The organism is Rhodococcus sp. KBW08 (assembly GCF_003852455.1).
GTDB lineage: Bacteria > Actinomycetota > Actinomycetes > Mycobacteriales > Mycobacteriaceae > Rhodococcus_F > Rhodococcus_F baikonurensis.
Genome location: NZ_QAJJ01000006.1, coordinates 144,790 through 165,186, shown reverse-complemented (window position 1 = coordinate 165,186; position 20,397 = coordinate 144,790). Strand labels below are relative to the sequence as shown.

General features: G+C 62.4%; 19 protein-coding genes and 1 tRNA gene. 14 read left to right on the top strand and 6 right to left on the bottom strand.

Going from position 1 to position 20,397, the window contains the following annotated elements; translation table 11 throughout:
* The 7 genes from DBV08_RS08435 to DBV08_RS08405 all read left to right on the top strand — a co-directional run bounded on the left by DBV08_RS08435 (position 1) and on the right by DBV08_RS08405 (position 8,569).
* The gene (locus DBV08_RS08435) at positions 1-1,275 is read left to right on the top strand and encodes an APC family permease (RefSeq protein ID WP_124567120.1); all 1,275 of its coding nucleotides are present in this window, start codon (positions 1-3) and stop codon (positions 1,273-1,275) included.
* Between the two features lie 78 nt (positions 1,276-1,353).
* On the top strand, positions 1,354-2,577 hold the full coding sequence (gene egtA, locus DBV08_RS08430; protein ID WP_124567119.1) for an ergothioneine biosynthesis glutamate--cysteine ligase EgtA: 1,224 nt from the start codon (positions 1,354-1,356) through the stop codon (positions 2,575-2,577).
* Positions 2,574-3,881, top strand: coding sequence for an ergothioneine biosynthesis protein EgtB (egtB, locus tag DBV08_RS08425; protein WP_124567118.1), 1,308 nt, complete (start codon positions 2,574-2,576; stop codon positions 3,879-3,881). The genes egtA and egtB overlap by 4 nt, the downstream gene beginning before the upstream one ends.
* A gap of 1 nt (position 3,882) precedes the next feature.
* Entirely contained in the window at positions 3,883-4,629 is a 747-nt protein-coding gene (egtC, locus tag DBV08_RS08420) for an ergothioneine biosynthesis protein EgtC (RefSeq protein ID WP_124567117.1), read from the top strand.
* Complete coding sequence (gene egtD, locus DBV08_RS08415; RefSeq protein ID WP_124567116.1) at positions 4,626-5,597, top strand: L-histidine N(alpha)-methyltransferase; 972 nt, start codon at positions 4,626-4,628, stop codon at positions 5,595-5,597. Before egtC ends, egtD begins: the two co-directional genes overlap by 4 nt.
* Positions 5,598-5,695: 98 nt before the next feature.
* Positions 5,696-7,255 carry an HNH endonuclease signature motif containing protein gene (locus tag DBV08_RS33235; protein ID WP_124567115.1) on the top strand — a complete coding sequence of 520 codons (1,560 nt, stop codon included), beginning with the start codon at positions 5,696-5,698 and terminating at the stop codon, positions 7,253-7,255.
* Between the two features lie 108 nt (positions 7,256-7,363).
* Positions 7,364-8,569 (top strand): sorbosone dehydrogenase family protein, encoded by a 1,206-nt coding sequence (locus DBV08_RS08405; protein ID WP_124567114.1) that lies wholly within the window; start codon positions 7,364-7,366, stop codon positions 8,567-8,569.
* Positions 8,570-8,588: 19 nt separating this feature from the next.
* On the opposite strand, the gene DBV08_RS08400 is transcribed toward DBV08_RS08405, so the two are convergent.
* The 6 genes from DBV08_RS08400 to DBV08_RS08375 form a co-directional block, all read right to left on the bottom strand.
* Positions 8,589-9,476 carry a cyclase family protein gene (locus tag DBV08_RS08400; RefSeq protein ID WP_124567113.1) on the bottom strand — a complete coding sequence of 296 codons (888 nt, stop codon included), beginning with the start codon at positions 9,474-9,476 and terminating at the stop codon, positions 8,589-8,591.
* A complete protein-coding gene (locus DBV08_RS08395) occupies positions 9,476-11,056 on the bottom strand; it encodes an SLC13 family permease (RefSeq protein WP_095972135.1) in 1,581 nt (526 codons plus the stop codon). Before DBV08_RS08395 ends, DBV08_RS08400 begins: the two co-directional genes overlap by 1 nt.
* A gap of 77 nt (positions 11,057-11,133) precedes the next feature.
* A complete protein-coding gene (locus tag DBV08_RS08390; RefSeq protein ID WP_030536285.1) occupies positions 11,134-11,790 on the bottom strand; it encodes a hypothetical protein in 657 nt (218 codons plus the stop codon).
* A 239-nt stretch (positions 11,791-12,029) separates the two neighbouring features.
* Positions 12,030-13,010, bottom strand: coding sequence for a ribose-phosphate diphosphokinase (locus DBV08_RS08385; RefSeq protein WP_003946284.1), 981 nt, complete (start codon positions 13,008-13,010; stop codon positions 12,030-12,032).
* A 54-nt stretch (positions 13,011-13,064) separates the two neighbouring features.
* The gene (gene glmU, locus DBV08_RS08380) at positions 13,065-14,516 is read right to left on the bottom strand and encodes a bifunctional UDP-N-acetylglucosamine diphosphorylase/glucosamine-1-phosphate N-acetyltransferase GlmU (RefSeq protein WP_124567112.1); all 1,452 of its coding nucleotides are present in this window, start codon (positions 14,514-14,516) and stop codon (positions 13,065-13,067) included.
* A 78-nt stretch (positions 14,517-14,594) separates the two neighbouring features.
* Positions 14,595-14,665: transfer RNA gene (locus DBV08_RS08375), tRNA-Gln, on the bottom strand.
* 154 nt (positions 14,666-14,819) lie between these two features.
* Here DBV08_RS08375 and DBV08_RS08370 point away from each other — a divergent pair.
* The 7 genes from DBV08_RS08370 (at position 14,820) to DBV08_RS08340 (ending at position 20,397) form a co-directional block, all read left to right on the top strand.
* Complete coding sequence (locus tag DBV08_RS08370; RefSeq protein ID WP_095972137.1) at positions 14,820-15,473, top strand: TetR/AcrR family transcriptional regulator; 654 nt, start codon at positions 14,820-14,822, stop codon at positions 15,471-15,473.
* A 189-nt stretch (positions 15,474-15,662) separates the two neighbouring features.
* Positions 15,663-16,304, top strand: a complete 642-nt coding sequence (locus DBV08_RS08365; RefSeq protein ID WP_003946317.1) for a ScbR family autoregulator-binding transcription factor — start codon at positions 15,663-15,665, stop codon at positions 16,302-16,304.
* A gap of 285 nt (positions 16,305-16,589) precedes the next feature.
* Positions 16,590-17,036 carry a holo-ACP synthase gene (locus DBV08_RS08360; RefSeq protein ID WP_095972138.1) on the top strand — a complete coding sequence of 149 codons (447 nt, stop codon included), beginning with the start codon at positions 16,590-16,592 and terminating at the stop codon, positions 17,034-17,036.
* The gene (locus tag DBV08_RS08355; protein WP_095972139.1) at positions 17,029-17,271 is read left to right on the top strand and encodes an acyl carrier protein; all 243 of its coding nucleotides are present in this window, start codon (positions 17,029-17,031) and stop codon (positions 17,269-17,271) included. The genes DBV08_RS08360 and DBV08_RS08355 overlap by 8 nt, the downstream gene beginning before the upstream one ends.
* A complete protein-coding gene (locus DBV08_RS08350; RefSeq protein WP_124567111.1) occupies positions 17,268-18,458 on the top strand; it encodes an acyl-CoA dehydrogenase family protein in 1,191 nt (396 codons plus the stop codon). The genes DBV08_RS08355 and DBV08_RS08350 overlap by 4 nt, the downstream gene beginning before the upstream one ends.
* Positions 18,455-19,411: an amino acid--[acyl-carrier-protein] ligase gene (locus DBV08_RS08345; RefSeq protein ID WP_095972141.1), complete on the top strand. Its 957-nt coding sequence runs from the start codon at positions 18,455-18,457 to the stop codon at positions 19,409-19,411. The genes DBV08_RS08350 and DBV08_RS08345 overlap by 4 nt, the downstream gene beginning before the upstream one ends.
* Positions 19,411-20,397 (top strand): DUF1839 family protein, encoded by a 987-nt coding sequence (locus DBV08_RS08340; RefSeq protein ID WP_124567110.1) that lies wholly within the window; start codon positions 19,411-19,413, stop codon positions 20,395-20,397. The genes DBV08_RS08345 and DBV08_RS08340 overlap by 1 nt, the downstream gene beginning before the upstream one ends.

The window sequence follows — 20,397 nt, the reverse complement described above, 5'->3', positions numbered from 1 at the left end:
ATGTCGGTGTGGTTCAAACTACCTGTGAACGAAGCTGTCCCGATGGAGCGAAGGCTGGGCACGGCCGATGCCGTAGTTATCGGCCTCGGCGCGATGATCGGCGCCGGAGTCTTCGTGGTGTTCGCGCCTGCTGCCGCAGTAGCCGGTACCGGTTTGCTTGTGGGCTTGGCGATCGCAGCGTTCATCGCCTACTGCAACGCGACGTCGTCGGCCCAGCTTGCAGCCAGATACCCCACGTCAGGTGGGACCTACGTCTACGGACGTGAGCGGCTTGGACCCTGGTGGGGGTTTGCCGCCGGCTGGTCGTTCGTGATCGGGAAGACCGCGAGTTGCGCGGCAATGGCTCTCACCTTCGCGACGTACGTTGTTCCGGCGTCCTGGCGTGTTCCCGTTGCGGTGCTGGTAGTAGCGGCGCTGGTTGCGGTCAACTACCGCGGGGTGACACGGACGGCGCACATGGCCAGGGTGATCGTCGCCGTGTCGACGGCAGCACTGTGTGTAGCGCTGGTGGTTGCCGTCGTCGGCCCTGGTGCGGTGCGCGAGCTCCCGGATCTCGCGTTCGGGTCGTGGTACGGGATTCTGCAATCGGCGGGACTGCTGTTCTTCGCCTTCGCCGGTTACGCCAGGATCGCGACGCTGGGGGAGGAAGTGCGCGATCCACGCCGCACGATTCCGCGGGCGATTCTGATTGCACTCACCGTCGCGGTTGTCCTCTATGCACTGGTAGCGGTGGTACTGCTGGTGACACTGGGACCTGATCGGCTGGCGAATTCGGCGCGGCCCCTCGCCGATGCAGTGGGCGCAGCCGGGTGGAACTGGGCCGTTCCCGTAGTGGTGATCGGTGCCGCGGCGGCGTCGGCGGGGGCGCTGCTGGCTTTGATAGCCGGAGTGAGCCGCACGGCGATGGCCATGGCCCGCGAGCGCGATCTGCCCGTTTCGCTCGCTGCCGTCCATCCGCGGTTCGGGGTCCCCCACCATGCTGAACTTGTGGTCGGTGCCGTTGTGATCGTCTTGGTCTCGACAACCGATCTTCGTGGGGTGATCGGCTTTTCGGCGTTCGGAGTGCTGCTCTACTACTTCGTCGCGAACGTGAGTGCGTACAGCCAACGCGGTGTGGACCGGTTGTATCCGAAGTGGTTGCAGGCCGTCGGCGCGGCTGGTTGTGTCGTTCTGGTGGTCACACTTCCGTGGATCGCGGTTGTTTCCGGGGCAGGTGTGGTTCTCGCCGGTTGTGGGTACCGGTGGATACGACTGAAGAAATTCAACGACACGTAACACCACAAAGGGTGCATCTCGGACGTTGGCGTTCTATCGTCGGTAACGACCGCGAAGACCGCCCGAAGGGGAAGTCGAATGGTGACAGCAGCGTTGACAGCAGCACAGACCACGCAGGTGGATTCACGTCCTGCGGCCGAGGCCTACGTCGGTGGTGTGTGCTTCAAACAGGGGCCACCCCGTTTGGTCGGAGCTGAGCTCGAGTGGCTGACCAGCCAGGTTCCCGGCGGAGAGCGGCCGTCAGCCGCGACTCTGGCAAAGGCACTCGGGCGACACGCACCCACCAGTATCGACCCGGATTCACCGGCGGCGCCGCTTCCACGCGGCAGCCTCGTCACCGTAGAACCTGGCGGACAGATCGAACTCTCCTCAGCTCCGCGCACGTCCGCCCGCGAACTGTGTGACTGTCTCGACGAAGACCGTCGGACTCTCGAAACGCTCCTCGCGTCGTACTCCATAGAAATCAATGCGGCCGCGGCCGACGTCGCCCGCCCACCCTCCCGCATTCTCCGGCTGCCGCGTTACTGCGCAATGGAATCCCGCTTCGCCGGGATAGGCCCGTACGGCACGTTGATGATGTGCAATACCGCAGCAGTACAGGTCAGTGTCGATGCCGGCAGCAGTCCTGAGTCCATCGCCCAGCGTTGGCGACTTCTCGGGGACATGGGCCCGGCCCTCATCGCTGCGTTTGCGTGTTCTCCGCGCCTGCAAGGGGTTCCGAGAGGAGATTGGGCCTCCCAACGCATGCGGACGTGGCTCGAACTCGATTCATGGCGAACAAGTGCAGTCCCGGAAGCGCAGGACTACGCAGGCTGGGCGCTCGACGTTCCGCTGATGTGCGTGAGGAACGAGGGCGACGATTGGACGGCTCCGCGGGGTGCCACCTTCGGAGACTGGATCGACGGCGCATTGGATGCCGAGATCGGACGTCGCCCGGTCTGGGCGGACTTGGACTATCACCTGTCCACGCTGTTCCCGCCGGTTCGCGCTGTCGGCCACCTGGAGGTTCGCTACATCGACGCACAACCGGGAGATCTGTGGCGAGTGCCGATAGCAGCGGTCGACGCGTTACTGTCCGGGCCCGCTGTGATGCGTGAGGCGAGCGATGCTGCAGCGTCAACGGCCGGGCGGTGGCGAGACGCGGCGGAGTACGGCTTGGATGACGTCGAACTACGTTCGGCGGCAACATCTCTGATGTCGCTTGCCGCCTCGTATGCGCCGGAGCCGCAGTTCGTCCGCCTTCTCGATGCCGCTGCCGAACGGTGTTGTCGCGCCATCGTGCCCGGTGAGAGCACCACATGACGGAGGAGGTCACCAAGGAAGCGGTCGAGGCCGTGCTTCTGCGGGCGCGTGAGCGGTCGACGCTGCTCACCGACTGCGTTGACGATACCGAATTGATCGCTCAGCATTCCCCGTTGATGAGTCCACTCGTGTGGGACCTGGCGCATATCGGCAATCAAGAGGAACTCTGGCTGGTGCGCGACGTCGGTGGCCGCGATCCGGTGCGTAGCGACATAGACGAGTTGTACGACGCTTTCAAGCATTCGAGATCGTCGAGACCCACACTTCCCCTGCTCAACCCGGCCGAGGCGCGCGAATACGTACGTACTGTTCGCGGGAAGGTCTGGGATGTGCTCGAAGCCAGCACGTTCGGGCGCACAGAACTCGACATGGACGGTTTTGCCTTCGGGATGATCGCGCAGCACGAACAGCAACACGCCGAGACCATGCTTGCGACACACCAATTACGTTCGGGGCCAACGGCACTCGTTGCGACACCCGCTCCGCAAGCGGCTCGCATGCCGGAACTCGACGAGATCACGATTCCCGCCGGCCCCTTCATCATGGGAACCGACGACGAACCGTGGGCACTCGACAACGAGCGCACCGCACATCAGGTATATCTCACCGACTTCGCGATCGACAGATTTCCGGTCACCAACGGGCAGTTCGTCGAATTCATAGAGGACGGTGGGTATTCCCGCCCGGAACTGTGGTCTCGCGACGGTTGGCGGCATCGTGTCGATGCGAAACTTCGTGCACCCCTGTTCTGGGAACGCGACAGTTCGGGTTGGTGGCACGAGACTTTCGGCGTCGAAGCTCCGGTTCCACCGGACAAGCCGGTAGTGCACGTGAGCTTCTACGAGGCCGAGGCCTACGCCAACTGGGCAGGCAAACGGCTTCCCACCGAGGCGGAATGGGAGAAGGCGGCGCGGTGGGATCCGGAATCCGGAAGATCACGACGGTTCCCCTGGGGGGACGTCCCCGCAGACGAGAATCTCGCTAATCTCGGTCAACGCCATCTTGGTCCCGCCGGCGTCGGCTCCTACCCGGCCGGGGCGTCGGCAGCGGGTGTCGAGCAGTTGATCGGCGACGTGTGGGAGTGGACGTCTTCGGGTTTCCATCCGTATCCGGGGTTCCGGGCCTTCCCGTATCGGGAGTATTCGGAGGTGTTCTTCGGCGGCGACTACAAGGTGTTGCGAGGGGGATCGTTCGGGACCGACAGCGTTGCCTGTCGCGGGACGTTCCGCAACTGGGACCACCCGATCAGGCGCCAGATCTTCTCGGGTTTTCGGTGCGCCAGAACGATTTCGGGTAGACCCTGACATGTGTCGACACCTCGGGTATCTCGGGCCGCCGCGTTCGGTTCGTGAACTCCTCCACGACGGCGAGAACTCGCTGATGCGACAGTCGTGGGCACCTCGCGAGATGCGTGGCGGCGGGACCATCAATGCCGACGGATTCGGTGCGGCGTGGTGGAACGGTGGAAGGCAGGGACGGTACCGCAGTGTCTGGCCGATCTGGTCGGACCCGACTGTCGACGAGACGTTGTCCCACATCGATTCCGGATCCGTTCTCGCTGCCGTACGTTCCGCGACGGAGGGGATGGCCGTCGAGATCGGGGCCTGTGCACCGTTCGTCGACGGAACCTACGCTTTCAGCCACAACGGAGCGGTATCCGGTTGGCCTGGTTCACTTGCCGACTTGGCGGCGGAGGTACCCGCCGTCGAACTGCTGAAGATGCCCGCCCCGACGGATGCTGCCTTGTTGTGGACGGTGCTACGGCATCGGTTGAAGTCGAAGCCCGCGGAGGCCGCCGTGACGAGCCTCGTTCACGATGTGGCTGCGGTGGCACCGGATTCACGATTGAACCTCCTGTTCGGCGACGGGCAGGAACTGTGGGCCACAGCGTGGGGCCACACGCTGTACACGCGAGTCGACGAGTCGCGGGCCCTGATCGTTTCCGAACCGTTCGATCAACTCCCGGACTGGCAGCAGGTGCCCGACCGGCACATCGTCTGCGCGCGTCCCGGTCATTTGATCATCACCCCGATTCCGATGGGAGAACAATGAAAACCCCTACACTCGAGGTTTATCTGACACCGGCCGAATCGGTCGACGCACTGCGAGCCGAGGCCAGGGAGGGCTTGACCGCTACGCCGAAATGGCTCTCGCCCAAATGGTTCTACGACGCGCGTGGAAGTGAATTGTTCGAGGAGATCACGGCCTTACCCGAGTATTACCCCACCCGTACCGAGCGCGGCCTGCTCGCGCAGTACGCCGACGAGATCGCGGCGTTGACCGAACCCGAGATCTTGATCGAACTGGGTTCCGGTTCCTCGGAGAAGACGCGGATACTCCTCGACGCGATGACCGCTCGTGGAACTCTGCGAACGTATGTACCGCAGGATGTTTCGGTGACGGCACTGGAAGGCGCTGCGCAGCAGGTCGGTGCCGAGTTTCCCGGAATCGACGTGGTCGGAGTGGTCAGCGACTTCACCGGCTCGCTGCATCATCTGCCCGGTGGCGGACGGCGGGCGGTCGCGTTTCTCGGCGGAACTCTCGGAAATCTCGTTCCGGCTGAGCGCGCCGAGTTCCTCTCGGGGATCGCGGCGGTGCTCTATCCGGGGGAAAACCTGATCCTGGGCGTCGGATTGGTGATCGATCCGGCTGTTCTCGTACCCGCCTACGACGACGCTGCCGGTGTGACGGCGCAGTTCAACCTCAATGTTCTCGCGGTCCTGAACAAGCAACTGGGAGCGAACTTTCCCTTGGAGGACTTCCGCCACGTCGCGCTCTGGGACGCCGAGAACGAGTGGATCGAGATGCGACTGGAAGCGATTCGAGAACTCTCGGTGCGTATCGACGACCTGGATCTGGAAATCACCTTCGCAGCGGGCGAGCAACTGCGAACCGAGATCTCGGCGAAGTTCACCGAGGACGGGATTGCCGCGGAACTCGCGTCCGCAGGCTTCGGGGTACGGAAGGTGTGGACGGATCAGGATCAGCGCTTTGCGCTGTTGTGTGCGCAGCGGGCGTGAAGTGGGCGCACGTCAGAGGATGCTGTCTCCGCCTTGGGTATCGGTGAACTCCCCGGGATTCCGCAAACTTGTCGGTAGGTGCCCGTAGTATCGATCATATGTTCGAATCAATGATTTCCGCGGATGCGCTGTTTCGGCAGCATGCGGAAATCGCGCGCGCCCACTTCCTCGAGATCGACGCAGTCACTGCGCTGTACCTGGACCGTTGTGAGGAGGACGCCGCGGTTGGAGTCAACGAGGCTTTTCAGGGTCAATTCGCGCACGTGGAGATCGCGTCGATACTGAGTATTACGGAGTATGCCGCGCAGAAAATGATTGCACTGGGATGTGACCTGCGCTGGCGGCTCCCGCGGGTGGCGGCCGCTTTTGCTTGTGGTGACATCGATCTGGCCAAAGCGACGGCACTGTCCGAAGCTCTCGCCAATGTTTCCGAGCACGCGCTCGATGAGATCGAGCGACTCCTCGTGGACGGTGCCTGCCGTGCAACCGGTAACAAGTTGAAGGCGCGCGCACGAGGTCTCATTGCTCGGCACGACCCTGATGGGGTGCGTGCCAGGCGGGTTCGTGCGGAGGCGGATCGGGACGTTCGGACGTGCGCGTCTCACGACGGCATGTCGACTCTGGACGGAATGCTTCCAGCGGTCGGCGCTCAGACTTTGGCGACCAGACTCCGTGCGATGTCGATGCAGGTGTGTGGTTCAGATCCGAGAACTTTCGGGCAACGTCGTGCCGATGCACTGATCGCATTGGCGGAAGGAAAGACGTTGTTGGATTGTCAGTGCGACGGTGATTGCACCAGCAGGGACGATTCGAAGACCTCCGCGCTCCCGATTTCGACAATTCTTGTGGGTGTCAACGCTTCCACCCTGCTCGGATTCGACGACCTGCCAGGCTATTTGCAGGGGCACGGCCATATCGATGCCGACCTTGCGCGCGCGATCGCCGCGGATGCCACGTGGCAGAGAGTCCTCACCCTTTCACCGTCCGAGGTGCAACATTGTTCGACTGCGGGGGCAGTCGGACCGGTGCTCGGCGTGGGTCGGTCGATGCGCTCACCGGAGATACTGCCCGCTGTGACAAGGGGTAATCGCTCGACAAGGGGCAATCGCTCGAGAAGGAACAGTGGTTCGCGGCGCAGTGAATGCACGTACCAGTCGTCCGCGGCGTTGGCGAAGATTGTAAGGACGCGAGACGGTACGTGCCGCTTTCCGAATTGTGTTGTGCGTTCCGATAGTTGCGATATCGATCACACGGTGCCATTCGATCACGGCAACCCGGCCCAGGGAGGACCTACTGCAGAACGGAACTTGGCCTGTCTGTGTCGAAAACATCACCGACTGAAGACGTTTGGCAGGTGGACAGTGCAGCAAATCGGAGGTGGTCATCTGGAGTGGAAAGATCCCTCAGGACGACGAACGGTTACCGCGCCCGTAGGTCTGTTTTGTGACCCCGAAGTGAAAGTGCCCGACGCGGCGAGACCGCATTTGACGGGCGACGATGCGCTGGAACGACGTTTCGGGCTTCGAGACAGGGGAGTGGAAGCGGATCTTGAATACCTTCTGGACTGGAGTGTGCCTGCCTGGCGGAAGGCACGATCTGCATCAAGACGGACCGCGTCCCCGCTGGCGAACGCTTTGTCGGAGTTTGCAGACTTCTGAAGGGGTTTCGTTTCTCCTGTGGCCTGCGGGTATAGCGCGACGGCCCGAAAAATGGTGTTTGTCTGTTTATAGTGAGGCGCAGAACGGTTTCCGACCCGAGGAGAACGCGTGCGTCATCCGAAGCTCGCCGCATTGACCGTGGCCCTTACTGCAGTACTGGTGATGCCGGTGGCGCAGTGTGTGGCTCAACCATTCCCCTTCGACCCCGGCAGTTTCGGCAACGGAAGCACCGGATCGTTGGGGAGCGACGACCCGGACATACCCATCGAGAACACCCTCCCACAGCTGTCGGTCACCACACTGGTCGACGGACTCGATCACCCCTGGGACGTCGCGGCGGCCCCGGACGGCGCGATCCTGACCGGACAACGGTCCGGCGGATTCTTCGTTCGCCGAAGCGACAACACGACAGGTCCAGTCTCTGCTGACCTTTCGGATCTCTACGCGCAGTCCGAAACCGGACTCATGGGCATCGCGCTTGCTCGCGACTTCGCTCAGTCGCGCACCCTGTACACCTGCCAGGGATTCAGTGCCGGGGGAGTCACGGACGTTCGAGTGATCTCGTGGACCGTCGACGCCGGATGGACCGCACTCACGCGAACCGGAACCGTACTGCCCGGGATCCCGGTCTCGTCAGGGCGTCATGGTGGGTGCCGAATTCTTGCGGCCCAGGACGGAACGCTGTTCGTCGGAACGGGTGACACCGCGACACCGAGCGTGCCGCAGGATCCGAATTCGCTGGGTGGCAAGGTCTTGCACATCAATGCCGACGGAACTCCGGCGGCGGGGAATCCGAATGCTTCCAGCCCGGTCTACACGCTCGGGCACCGCAACGTCCAAGGCTTGGCCGTGCAACCGGGAACCGGCCGGGTCTACTCGGTGGAGCAGGGCACAAGCGTCGACGACGAAGTCAACCTGCTTACCCCCGGCGGAAATTACGGCTACCGCCCGGATCGACTTCCCGGAACGTACGACGAATCCGTGCCGATGACCGACCCCGTGCGAGTGCCGGGAGCGATTGCGGCGGTGTGGCGTTCGGGTAGCTCGACGTTGGCTACTGCCAGCGCTGCCTTCACCGGTGGGGCTGCGTGGGGTGCCTGGGACGGTGCGCTCGTAATGGGTGGTCTCAAGAGCAAGGAACTGATCTTCCTCCGCCTGAGTGCCGACGGACGCTCGGTCGACGCGCAGACCTTCGGGTTGGAGAACCAGTTCGGTCGCTTGCGGTCGGTGACTCCGACGCCAGACGGTTCGCTTCTGGTGACCACGGACAACGGAACAGGGGACAAGGTGCTTCGGGTGACACCCACGCCCTGATCTCTCAACACGTCAGCGTTCAGTACCAGGCGATAACCCGGCACGGACCACCGGAACCACCCGCGTGCGTCGGCGCGCCCACCATCACCGTGGCGCCGGCGGCTGGCAGTGCGGACAGGTTTGCAAGGGCTTCGACTGCGTACTTTCCTGAGCCCAAAGCGCTTCGGTGAGCCCCGTGGGTCGTGCTTCGGCCCGCGTCGATGCTGAGGGTGTCCGAACCCACGGCGACTATGTCGCGCTCGCGGACGAGAAAGTCGATCGCCTCGGGGGCGAATCCGGGTGTGTGCTGCACGCCGAGTGCATCTCGATTCGTGAAGGCACCACCGGCACCGGCCCGGGTATCCCAACCCGAGCTCATCGCCACCAGGCTGCGGGGAGAGATCGTCCCGTGGTCGGCTTCCCAATCGAGGATGTCCTGGCGGGTGAGCAATGTGTCAGGGTCGGCGGCGGTGCGGGCGCTGATGTCGACGATCGCAATCGGTACGACGAGGTCGGCAACCGGAATCTTCTCGACGGTGATTCCGTCCGCACTGGCGTGTGCGGGCGCGTCGATGTGAGTACCCGTGTGTTCCTCGAGGCGGAGTTCGTTGAGGTAGAACTTTCCACCTGACCCGGCGGAACCGAGCGAGCCCAGAGACCCGCCGGCGTCGGCGATCTTCGCCAGGTTCCTCATCTCGAACGAGCGCGCGCCCGGCCACACCGGGAAATCCGGCGTCAGTACGTGTGTCAGATCGACAATGGTCCGACCCGATGGCGCTGCCGACGCTATGGGCTGCACCGCGCCGGCCACGACGGTCGCGCCGAGCGCAGTAGTGCCGAGCGCCGCGAACATCGATCGTCGGCTGACCTTCCTGCTCTCGCGTCCGATCGATTCGTAGACCTCCGACAAAACCTTCGGTGAGCACATCAGAAACTCCAGATCACTGGGATCAATACGGTTGCAACTATCAGGAACCACAACAACATCGGGAGTCCGAGCTTCCAGTAATCACCGAACTTGTACCCGCCAGGCCCCATCACCATCATGTTCGCCGGCGTGGCTACGGGCGTCAGGAACGATGCCGCCGCAGCGACGGTGACCGTCATCAGTAGGGGCAGCACCGAGATGTCGAGTTCGATGGCGACCGAGATGGCGATCGGCGTGATGATCAACGCGGTCGCGGTGTTGCTGATCAGCTGGCCCAGAGTCGCCGTCACGACAAAGAGCCCGGCGACGACGACATACGGGCTTGCACCACCGACGACGTCGACGAAGGCATGCGCGAGTTTCTCGGCTGCGCCGGTCTGCTGGATCGCGGTCGACAGCGGGATCATTCCGCCGACGAGAATCAACGTCGTCCACGAGATGGACCGATGCGCCTGCTCGACACTGATGACTCGTAGCAGCACCATCGCACACGCCGCGAGGAGTCCGGCTATCGCCGACGGCACCAATCCGAACGTCAGCAACACGACCATCGCTGCGACGACGACGAGAGCGATGACCGCGCGGGTGCCCAACGGCGCTGCCTGCTTACGGATCTGGGCAGGTGCGTCCACCACGAGGACATTCGGATCGACCGCGGTGTGCGTGTCGAGATCGTCCCAGCTGCCTTGCAGGAGGAGCGTGTCACCTGCCGCCAACTTGACGCCCTTCGGGCCGCAGTCCTCACCGGCACGCTGGACTGCGAGTATCACCAGATCGCCGCTGTCGGTCACCATGCCCGGAAAAGCCCTGTCGCCGATCATTTCCGAGCGCGGCGGGATTATCACCTCGACCACACCGTCGTGCTTGGTGATCAAGGGCTCTGCGGACGGCGCATCCTTGCCCATCAGCTGATACTGCTTCGCGAGGGTCTTGGCGTGTCGGCTCAGATCAGGCGACATGGACGTCCCCGCACGATGGGGGAGGACGCGAGGGCCGAGAAGTACGGCGATCGCGATCGTTCCCAACACCAGGGGCGCACCGACCAAGGTGAAACTGAAGAACCCGAAAGCACCGGCCCCGGATTCCTCGGCGGCTTCGGAAACGATGATGTTGACCGGCGTTCCGGTCAAGGTGAGCATCGACCCGGCATGGGCGGCAAATGCCAACGGCAGAAGCAGTTGTGATGTCGACTTACCGAGACGCACCGCCAAGACCACCACCATCGGCACCAACGCGGCTACGGCTCCGTTGACGCTGATCAGTGCGGTCAACGCGGCAACCAGCAACATGATCGCACTCACGAGACGGACTCGGGATTCGCCGACTTTCGCCAGCAGTTTCTCGCCCGCCCACGTGGTGACGCCGGTGGCGTCGAGGGCTTCGCTGACGACGAAGAGCGCGGCGATGAACACCACAGTGGGATCGCCGAATCCGGCGAGCGCCTGCTCCATCGTGATCACACCGGTGGCGTACAGCGCCAGGGCAGTGCCGATCGCGATGATGCCGACCGGGATTCGGCCGATCACGAACAGCGCCACTACCAGTGCAAGCACGACGAAGGTGATGGTGATGTCATTCACGATTCGTAAAGGTACCTGCTCATACAGAACGGCCCCGTCTCGCAAGGAGACGGGGCCGTGGGACGGACGCGAAGGAATTAGTTGGAGGCGGCGATTCGGGCCTTCTCGAGAGCAGCCAGCGTGCGAAGAACCGTGGCTTTCTGCTTGTTGAGATCGCTCAGTCGAGCGCGCGCCGGCAACCCTTGTGCGAGTTCGGCGACCTTGATCTGCTCGTCGATCGAACCGAGCTGATCGAGAAGCCCTAGGACGCGCGTCTGGAGCGTGTCGATGTCCACGGTGTCCGTCTTGACCGGAGCGGCAACGCGCGTCGCGGTGCCCGTGCTGGCGGGGCGGGAAGCGCGTGCGGGCGACGTGTCGGCGACAACCGTTGCGGCGCGGGGCCGGATTGCCTTGCGAACCGCGGCCGCATCGGGAAGGACGTCCATGCGGATCTCGTTCAGGACTCGGCGTGCCTCGCGAGCGTTGACGCGGTACTCGCGCTCTTCGTCGTCGTCGGACTGCAGCGTGCCGCCGAGCGGGCGCAGACCGTACATGCCGAGGAAACGCTTCGCGTCGTCGATGATGCCTTCGTTTTCACGGCATTTTCCGCAGCGGGGTTCGTTGCGAAACATGTCCACGGAGTTGTCGTCTCCGCACCAGACACAAGATCCTGGGCGCCACCGCCGGATCGTCGGAACTGATGAATTCAGGGAATGAGATTCGGGCCGGGATTCCAGGGTTTGCGCGTCGATCACGACGAGCCACACTAGGCGAAGATTGCGGCGCGGTGAACACCGCCCCAACATCGACCTGGGTTTCTCGACGCGGGCGTGATCAAGATCATGCTGATTGCCGCTTTTGGTGGTATTCGTGTGTCCCACAGGTGGTTTCATGATGACCAGGTGGTCTGTTTCTGTGAGGTTCGCGAAGATGACTACGGGCGCGTACCGGTGACCGTGAAGTCACAGGTACGCGCCCGTAGTGCGGCGGGAGACTAGGCGCTGCCGTTGAACAGCGAAGTCACAGAACCGTTCTCGAAAACTTCCTTGATGGTGCGTGCCAGCAGCGGTGCGATGGACAGCACCGTCAGCGTCGGGAACTTCTTCGACTCGTCGATCGGAAGTGTATTGGTGACAACAACTTCCTTTGCGCCACACGTCGACAGACGCTCGGCCGCAGGGTCGGACAAGACGCCGTGGGTTGCGGCGATGACGACGTCACCCGCACCGGCCTCCTTGAGGACCTTGACCGCACCGGCGATGGTTCCACCGGTGTCGATCATGTCGTCGATCAGGATGCAGGTGCGACCTTCGACCTCACCGACGACGCGGTTGGACTTGACCTGGTTGGGTACCAACGGATCGCGCGTCTTGTGAATGAATGCCAGCGGTGCTCCGCCGAGCGAGTCGGCCCACTTCTCGGCGACACGAACGCGGCCCGAGTCGGGGGAGACCACCGTGATGTTCTCGAGGTTGTAGCCCGCGCGAATGTGGTTGGCCAACTGGCTGTGTGCGTGCATGTGATCGACGGGCCCGTCGAAGAAGCCCTGGATCTGATCGGTATGCAGGTCGACCGTGATGATGCGATCGGCGCCGGCGGTCTTGAGCAGGTCCGCGATCAGGCGAGCGGAGATCGGCTCGCGTCCGCGGTGCTTCTTGTCCTGGCGGGCGTACGGGTAGAACGGGAGCACTGCAGTGATGCGCTTTGCCGATCCACGCTTGAGAGCGTCGATCATGATGAGCTGCTCCATCACCCACGTGTTCAGCGGTGCCGGATGACTCTGCAGGACAAACGCGTCGGAGCCGCGAACGGACTCTTCGAATCGAACGAAGATCTCGCCGTTCGCGAAGTCGCGCGCGGTCTGCGGGGTGACGCGGATGTCGAGTTCCTTCGCCACCTGCTCCGCCAACTCGGGATGTGCGCGACCCGAGAACAACATCAGGTTCTTCTGGTTGTCGATCCAATTCGCAGTCACTGGTTCATGCCATCCTTTTGTACTTGCCGGTCGATCTGGTGGTGATCTGTGCTGTCAGGTTGTTGCAGGGCTGTCAGGTTGTGCAGCCGCTGCAGCGGCGTCGGCCGCAGGAGTGCCGGGTCGATTCTTCTGCACCCAACCCTCGATGTTGCGCTGCGCCCCACCCGAGACGGCAAGCGCCCCAGGCGGTACGTCGTTCTTCAAGACCGTGCCCGCACCGGTGTATGCGCCGTCACCAACAGTGAGTGGGGCGACGAACATGGTGTCGGAGCCGGTTCGGACGTGCGACCCCACCACAGTACGGCTCTTGTTCACCCCGTCGTAATTGACGAAGACGCTCGAAGCTCCGATATTGCTGTGATGGCCGATGGTGGCGTCGCCGACGTAGGTAAGATGCGGAATCTTCGAATGCTCGCCGATATCCGCGTTCTTGGTTTCCACGTAAGCGCCGATCTTGCCGTGTGCACCCAGGCGGGTACCCGGCCGGAGATAGGCGAAGGGGCCGACAGTTGCGTCAGCGCCGACAACGGAGTCGGTCCCGTGCGAGCGGACGACCACTGCGCGCTCGCCGACTGTCACGTTGTCCAAGGTGGTGTCCGGGCCGATCACGGCGTCTTCGCCCACCGACGTCGTGCCGGTCAGCTGAACTCCGGGCAGGAGCGTCACGTCCTGCGAGATGTGCACGTCGCAATCTATCCAGGTGCTCGCGGGGTCGACGACGGTGACGCCGGCGCGCATCCACGACTCCAGGATTCGACGATTCATCTCGCGGGCGAGCGTCGAGAGCTGCACTCGGTCGTTGGCGCCCGCGACGAGAACCGAATCCGCGATGTGTTGCGCACGAACACGCTTTCCTGCGCGTCGAGCGATCATGATCACATCGGTGAGATAGAACTCGTGCTGTGCGTTGTTGGAGTCGAGGGATGCCAGGGCGTCGCGCAGAGTTTCGAAGTCGAAGGCGTACACCCCTGAATTGACCTCGGTGATCGAGCGCTGCGAATCAGTGGCTTCCTTCTCCTCGACGATGGCGTTGACCTCGCCGTCCGTCGTGCGAAGGATTCGTCCGTAGCCGGTGGGGTCGACGGCCGTCGACGTCAACACCGTGACCGCGGCAGCGGGAGCAGCCGTGTGCTGGGCGAGGAGATCCGCGATGGTCTTGCCGTCGAGCAGGGGCACGTCGGCGGCTGTGACGAGTACGGTCCCGGCGAAGTCGGCCGGCAGCCCCTCGAGCCCGCAGCTGACGGCGTGCCCGGTGCCCTTCTGTTCGTCCTGAACGGCGACGGTGACGGGACGACCCAGCTCGCCGGCGACTGTGTTGACGGCCTCGGTGACACGCTCACGATCGTGGCCGACGACGGTCACGAGGTGCGTGGGATTCAGTGAGGTTGCCGCGTGAAGCGAATGTGCCAGCATGCTGCGTCCGGCGAGAGTGTGGAGGACCTTGGGAGTCTTCGACTTCATTCGTGTACCGGCACCCGCTGCGAGAACGATCACGGCGGTCTGCACTGGTTTGAGCTCCCTCTGTCGATCAAGCTGTCGATCAAGACATGAATTTCCGCTCGGGAAATGCATGTTGTTCACCAGCTCCGCCGCCAGGACTCGAACCTGAACTATCTGAACCAAAATCAGAGGTGCTGCCATTACACCACGGCGGATTGCCACGCATTGCCGAGCCTTGCGGCCGAACGCGCGAAAGAATAATCGCACGCCGACCCGCCGTAGGTCGAACCGCTCCTCCGATTGGGCCCCCGAAGTCCCGATAGGCTGAGTGTCCACAGCAACAATTTGTGAGTCGGCGAGAGGAAGACAATGGCGACGGTGTCCGGTTCGGGTGGCGGGGATCCAGTTCCCGAACGAGCGACACGAATCCGGATGACCGGTACCCAACGGCGTCAACAACTGATCGAGATCGGGCGGGCACTCTTCGCCGAACGGGGATACGAAGCGACCTCGATCGAGGAGATCGCCCAGCGAGCGAACGTGTCCAAGCCGGTCGTGTACGAGCACTTCGGTGGCAAGGAGGGGCTGTACGCCGTCGTAGTGGACCGGGAGATGTCGCGCCTTCTCGAGATGATCACTTCTTCCCTCTCGCAAAATCGCTCGAGAGTTCGAGTCGAGCGGGTTGCGTTGGCTTTGCTCACCTACGTGGAAGAGCACACTGACGGATTCCGGATCCTCGTGCGCGATTCGTCTGTTGTCGCGCCAAGCGGAACCTACTCGAGCCTCCTCAACGACGCGATCAGCCAGGTGGGCTACCTGCTGGCGGGAGACTTCTCCAGACGCGGTTTCGACCCCGGACTAGCAACGATGTACGCGCAGGCGCTTGTCGGAATGGTGTCAACGACGGCTACGTGGTGGCTCGACGAACGAACTCCGTCCAAGGAAGTTGTCGCCGCCCACCTCGTGAATTTGTGTTGGAACGGCCTCACGAATCTGGAAGCCGACCCACAATTGGAGGGTTAACCAGGCGCGCCTGCCACGCAGAGATGGATCGCGGTCTAAGCTGTGTTCGCTGTATCACGATCGTTTGATGGGCAAATGTCTCATTTGTTTGCAGGGTGGGTTGAATGCCGAACCGTGCCTTCCATTTTGACGCTGTGAACGGGTAAGACCAAGGATTCGTTCGATGTGTGGTGATTGGAGGCCGGATCGATGGTGAGGCAAGAGCGGGCAGAAGCCACCCGTGATTCGGTGCTGCGCGGAGCAGCGGGTGTGTTCTTGCGCCTGGGCTATGCCAATGCCAGCTTGAGTGAGATCATCGCCGAGTCGCAGGTGACCAAAGGCGCCCTGTACTTCCATTTCGGGTCGAAGGAAGAACTCGCGCGGGCGGTGATCGACGAGGGTTCGGCACGGTTCGACGCAAAATGTGAGCTCTGGTTGGACCGTCGCACTCCGGCGCTCGAGTCGCTGATCGGTATCTCGTCGGTCATCGTCGACATCGGTGCGCACGACGCCATGGTCAGAGCGACGTTCCGCTTGTTGGTCGAGATCGGCGACTATCGGGGCTCCGGGCCGGCGACTCTGGACGTCTGGCTCGACATTTACCGCGAACTTGCCAGCCGCGCGGCCGACGAAGGTGATCTTCGTTCGGACGCGGACTCTGCCGATATCGCTCGTTTCTTGTTGGAAGTGGCGTCCGGAGTTCGGCTGATGGCAGCCGCGACCGGGACCGTTCGTGAGCTTTCGGACTCCATGAAGGCATCGTGGAACCTGATACTTCCGATCGTGGTCCCGGAATCGAAAGTTGAGTACTTCAGACAATTCGCGGCACGGCGTCTAGCCAGCGACCACTGAAATCGCAGCCCGCCTTGCGACTCGTTTGATTTGTTTGTTTGAAATGTCCTGGTAGGGAGCTTGTTCTCTTTGTTCTGCATTCGAAACAAACTGAGAGTATGTTTACAGTGTCGATGGGATTCCGGAAGTCTGATCTTGCCGACTATCGACGGATTGCGGTATGTTCTTCCGGTAGCTGAATAATTGCTGATAACGAGGGTTTGTCAGGGCAGGGTGACGGCGTCGGCGCACCGGGCAGCATAGGGGGCTGCCCGGCGTGTACGACCCCAGATGGGGAGTCAACAGATGGGTGACACTGCACCGACGCCGATGCTCGACATCGGCCCGCGTATCGGCTGTGACGTGGTGAACGTCGTGGATGTCACTCGAAGTATCGACCTCTTCGGGCGGAGGTATCTCGATCGAACCTTCACTTCACACGAATTGCAGACGTGCGCCGGTCCGGCGCGGGATCAGCGATTGGCTGCACGTTTCGCCGCCAAAGAGGCTGTTGTGAAGGTGCTGCGACCGGGTGACGTTCCCGTTCCGTGGAATTCCATCGAAATCACTCGGGCCGACTGGGGTGGTTGTGGGGTGACGCTGTCCGGTAATGCCGCGGAACTGGCTCGGGCCCAGGATCTGCACGACTTTCAAGTATCTATCTCGCACGAAGCGGACGTTGCCATCGCAATGGTGATCGCAACTCGCTCGGGCACTCGCATCGAAAAGAAGGACGACATCGCTGATGATTGATCAGGCAATTCGGAAAGTGCTCGTCGAGCACGGTCGGCTGGCAGTCGACGTGAGCACGATCGACGGAGAGGCCGATCTTTACGAGTTGGGTTTGACTTCGCATGCGAGCGTGAATGTCATGTTGGCGCTGGAGGATTCGTTCGACATCGAGTTTCCTGACGAGTTGTTGCGGAAGAGTACTTTCTCGAGCGTCAAGGCGATCGAGGGTGCGCTGGCGGAGTTGGGTGCTGCATGAACGCTCCGCAATCGCAGTGCTCCACCGGGACGGCCCTCGAGCGCGCCGCACGGTTGGCCGACGACGTTGCAGCGGTGTGGGCCGACGAAGTCGATACCGAGGCAAGGTTTCCTCGTGAAGCTGTCGATGCCATGCGGAGCGAACGGCTGCTGTCCGTGGCTGTACCGAGGGAACTCGGGGGCGAAGGGCTCTCGCTGCGGGAGGTGTCGCAGATCGCTCGCGTGATCGGAACGCGCTGTGCAGCAAGCGGAATGATTTTTGCCATGCATCAGACACAGATCTACTCGTTGGTCAAGCATGGCAACACCGAAGCGCTACGTGGGTTTATCGAAGAAACGGCGGACAAGCAACTGCTGTTGGCGTCGGCAACCACCGAGCTGGGAATCGGCGGAGATGTCAGCCGGAGTTACTGTGCGGTGGAAGATTTGGGTGGGCATCTACTACTGATCAAGAATGCGCCCGTCATTTCGTACGGTGAGCATTCCGACGCGATAGTCGTCACGGCCCGGCGAACACCGGAGAGTCAGCCGAACGACCAGGTTCTCGTGGTGTGTCGTACCCCAGACCTGACGCTCGAACGCACCACCGAATGGAACACGCTGGGACTGAGGGGAACTTGTAGTCTCGGTTACATTCTTCGGGCCACCTCGACGCCTGAGATGGTCGCCGACGTTCCGTACTCCGATATCTCCACCCACACGATGCTTCCGGTCTCGCACGTCGTCTGGAGTTCGGTGTGGCTGGGAATCGCCGACGCTGCGGTCGAGAAGGCGCGCAAGTACGTGCGTGCCGCCGCCCGTAAGCAGCCGGGAGTCACTTCGCCGGGGGCGCTGCGTCTCGCCGAAGTTGCTGCTTCCGCACAACAATTCGCCGATCTCGTTGATGCTTCTGCACGCAGGTACGACCGGGCGGTTCGGGCCGAAGAGGGTAGCGCCGATTTCGAGGCGACCGGCGCGGTGGGCTTTTCGCTCGCGATGAACAACTTGAAAGTCACAACCTCCACTGCGGTGGTGGAAATCGTCGGGCAGACAATGTTGATTTGCGGCATCTCCGGATATCGCGAGGACACCGAGTTTTCGCTCGGCCGGCACCTTCGTGACGCGCACGGCGCAGCTGTGATGGTGAACAACGATCGAATCATGGCGGGTTCAGCGCACATGGCAATCGGATACCGGGGAACGATATGACAAGCGAGACTGTGACAACCGAAACTGTGACCGGCGAGACCGACCTGGATCTGGCGCGGGCCGCATTTCAGCGCGAACTGCTCGTCGAGGGACTTCTCGTCGAGACGGAGGTGCCGGGACTCTACGGGCGTTCCGGCGTGTTCGAGGACATCGTCGACGGTATCGACCGAGTAGTGGTTGCGGCAGGACCAGGCGCTGCCGCGACGCGGTTGCGGTTTCCGCCGGTGTTCCCGCGCAGCAGTTTCGAGCGCACCGACTACATCGCTTCGTTCCCCAACCTGACCGGCGCCATCAATACCTTCGCCGGTTCCAATCGAGATCACGCACGACTGCTCGCCGATCGCGCCGAGGGGCAATCGTGGGATCGCCACCTCGAGCCGACCGAGACCATGCTCGTGTCCGCTGCGTGCCATCCCGCCTATGCGCGATACACCGGAGTGCTCCCCGAAGGTGGGGTGCTGCTGGACATCTACGGTTTTTGCTTCCGGCACGAACCGGCGATCGATCCGGCTCGCATGCAAGCGTTTCGGATGCACGAGTTCGTGACTATCGGTGATGCCGCCGCAGCACGAGCGCATCGCGAGCACTGGATCGAGCGGGGACTCGAGGTGCTCGGTCAGCTCCAACTCGACGCCACCCCGGTGATCGCCAATGACCCTTTCTTCGGACGCGCTGGAAAGATGCTTGCAGCCAACCAGCGTGAAGAGAATCTCAAGACGGAACTGACGGTTCGGCTCTACGGAGATCTCGACGAGGGCACGGCAATCGTGTCCTCGAACAACCATCTCGACCATTTCGGTGTCAACTTCGACATCCGAACGGCAGCGGGCGAAGTAGCACACAGCTCGTGCGTCGGCTTCGGGATGGAGCGAATTGCCTTGTCCTTGTTGCGGACTCATGGTCTCGATGTGACTGCGTGGCCGACTACCGTTCGTGAACGAATGGGCATCTGATGTCCCGGCTCATCGACATTTCACCTGATCGCTACCGGCCCCACTCGTTGCACGAGGACGACCGGGTATGGGCGCAGACCAACTGCTACACGGATCTGTGGATCGAAGTGTTGCATTCGCTCGGATTGGATCCCGTCCCGGCGTTGGCCTGTGCCTTCTCGTCGCGTTTCGACGGAAATCAGTGGACGTTTCTCAAACTCAAGGCAGAAGACATCTACGCGCTGTACGGAATCGAAGTCGCCGAGATGAACGTCTGGCGGGCGCCACTGATACATGTCGAGGACAATCTCGCGGTTGGGATGTTGTCGACGGTCGAGGTGGACGGATATTGGCTTCCCGACACCCTCGGAACGAATTATCACGAGGGGCACACCAAGACCACGATCGTGCCCAATCGGATCGACAGGGTTGCCGGCGAGCTCGAATACTTCCACAACAGCGGGTATTACATGTTGCGAGGGGAAGACTTCTCCGGTGTCTTCGATCTCGATCGTTCCTCACTTCCGTCGTTTGTTCCTTACGTCGAACAGATTCGGTTGAATCCGGTCCATGCCACCAACGCCGGAAACATCGCCGAAGTGGCTCGGCGGAACGTCGCGGTTCGAGCAGCGGGTAATCCCGTGCGCGAGCTGGGGCGCAAGGTGATCGCCGACCTCGAATGGGTGCAGGGGGCAGGCATGGATGCCTTTCACCTCTGGTCCTTCGGGCTTCTTCGTCAGTGCGGTGCCAGCGCGGAGCTCGCGGCCGACGCCAGTGAGTTCCTGGACACCTCAGGTTTTTCCGGGATGGTCGAAGCTGCGGCGGATTTCCGCAAAGTGGCGTCCGGGGCCAAGAGCGTGCAGTTTCAGATGGCGCGCGCCGCCCGGGGCCGCGCCGTGGACCCACGTGAGCAACTCGACGAGATGGCGGTGTCGTGGAAGAGGGCGATGGAAGTCGTGGCCGACACGGTCGGCGTCGACTCGCATCGACATCTGAGGTTGGTCTAG

Coding starts and splice junctions, on each gene's coding strand:
- DBV08_RS08345 (WP_095972141.1), top strand. CDS start 18,455: ATGACAAGCGAGACTGTGACAACCGAAACTGTGACCGGCGAGACCGAC.
- egtA (WP_124567119.1), top strand. CDS start 1,354: ATGGTGACAGCAGCGTTGACAGCAGCACAGACCACGCAGGTGGATTCA.
- DBV08_RS08340 (WP_124567110.1), top strand. CDS start 19,411: ATGTCCCGGCTCATCGACATTTCACCTGATCGCTACCGGCCCCACTCG.
- DBV08_RS08435 (WP_124567120.1), top strand. CDS start 1: ATGTCGGTGTGGTTCAAACTACCTGTGAACGAAGCTGTCCCGATGGAG.
- DBV08_RS08355 (WP_095972139.1), top strand. CDS start 17,029: ATGATTGATCAGGCAATTCGGAAAGTGCTCGTCGAGCACGGTCGGCTG.
- DBV08_RS08370 (WP_095972137.1), top strand. CDS start 14,820: ATGGCGACGGTGTCCGGTTCGGGTGGCGGGGATCCAGTTCCCGAACGA.
- DBV08_RS08360 (WP_095972138.1), top strand. CDS start 16,590: ATGGGTGACACTGCACCGACGCCGATGCTCGACATCGGCCCGCGTATC.
- DBV08_RS08400 (WP_124567113.1), bottom strand. CDS start 9,476: ATGTGCTCACCGAAGGTTTTGTCGGAGGTCTACGAATCGATCGGACGC.
- DBV08_RS08365 (WP_003946317.1), top strand. CDS start 15,663: ATGGTGAGGCAAGAGCGGGCAGAAGCCACCCGTGATTCGGTGCTGCGC.
- DBV08_RS08350 (WP_124567111.1), top strand. CDS start 17,268: ATGAACGCTCCGCAATCGCAGTGCTCCACCGGGACGGCCCTCGAGCGC.
- egtB (WP_124567118.1), top strand. CDS start 2,574: ATGACGGAGGAGGTCACCAAGGAAGCGGTCGAGGCCGTGCTTCTGCGG.
- DBV08_RS33235 (WP_124567115.1), top strand. CDS start 5,696: ATGTTCGAATCAATGATTTCCGCGGATGCGCTGTTTCGGCAGCATGCG.
- egtD (WP_124567116.1), top strand. CDS start 4,626: ATGAAAACCCCTACACTCGAGGTTTATCTGACACCGGCCGAATCGGTC.
- egtC (WP_124567117.1), top strand. CDS start 3,883: ATGTGTCGACACCTCGGGTATCTCGGGCCGCCGCGTTCGGTTCGTGAA.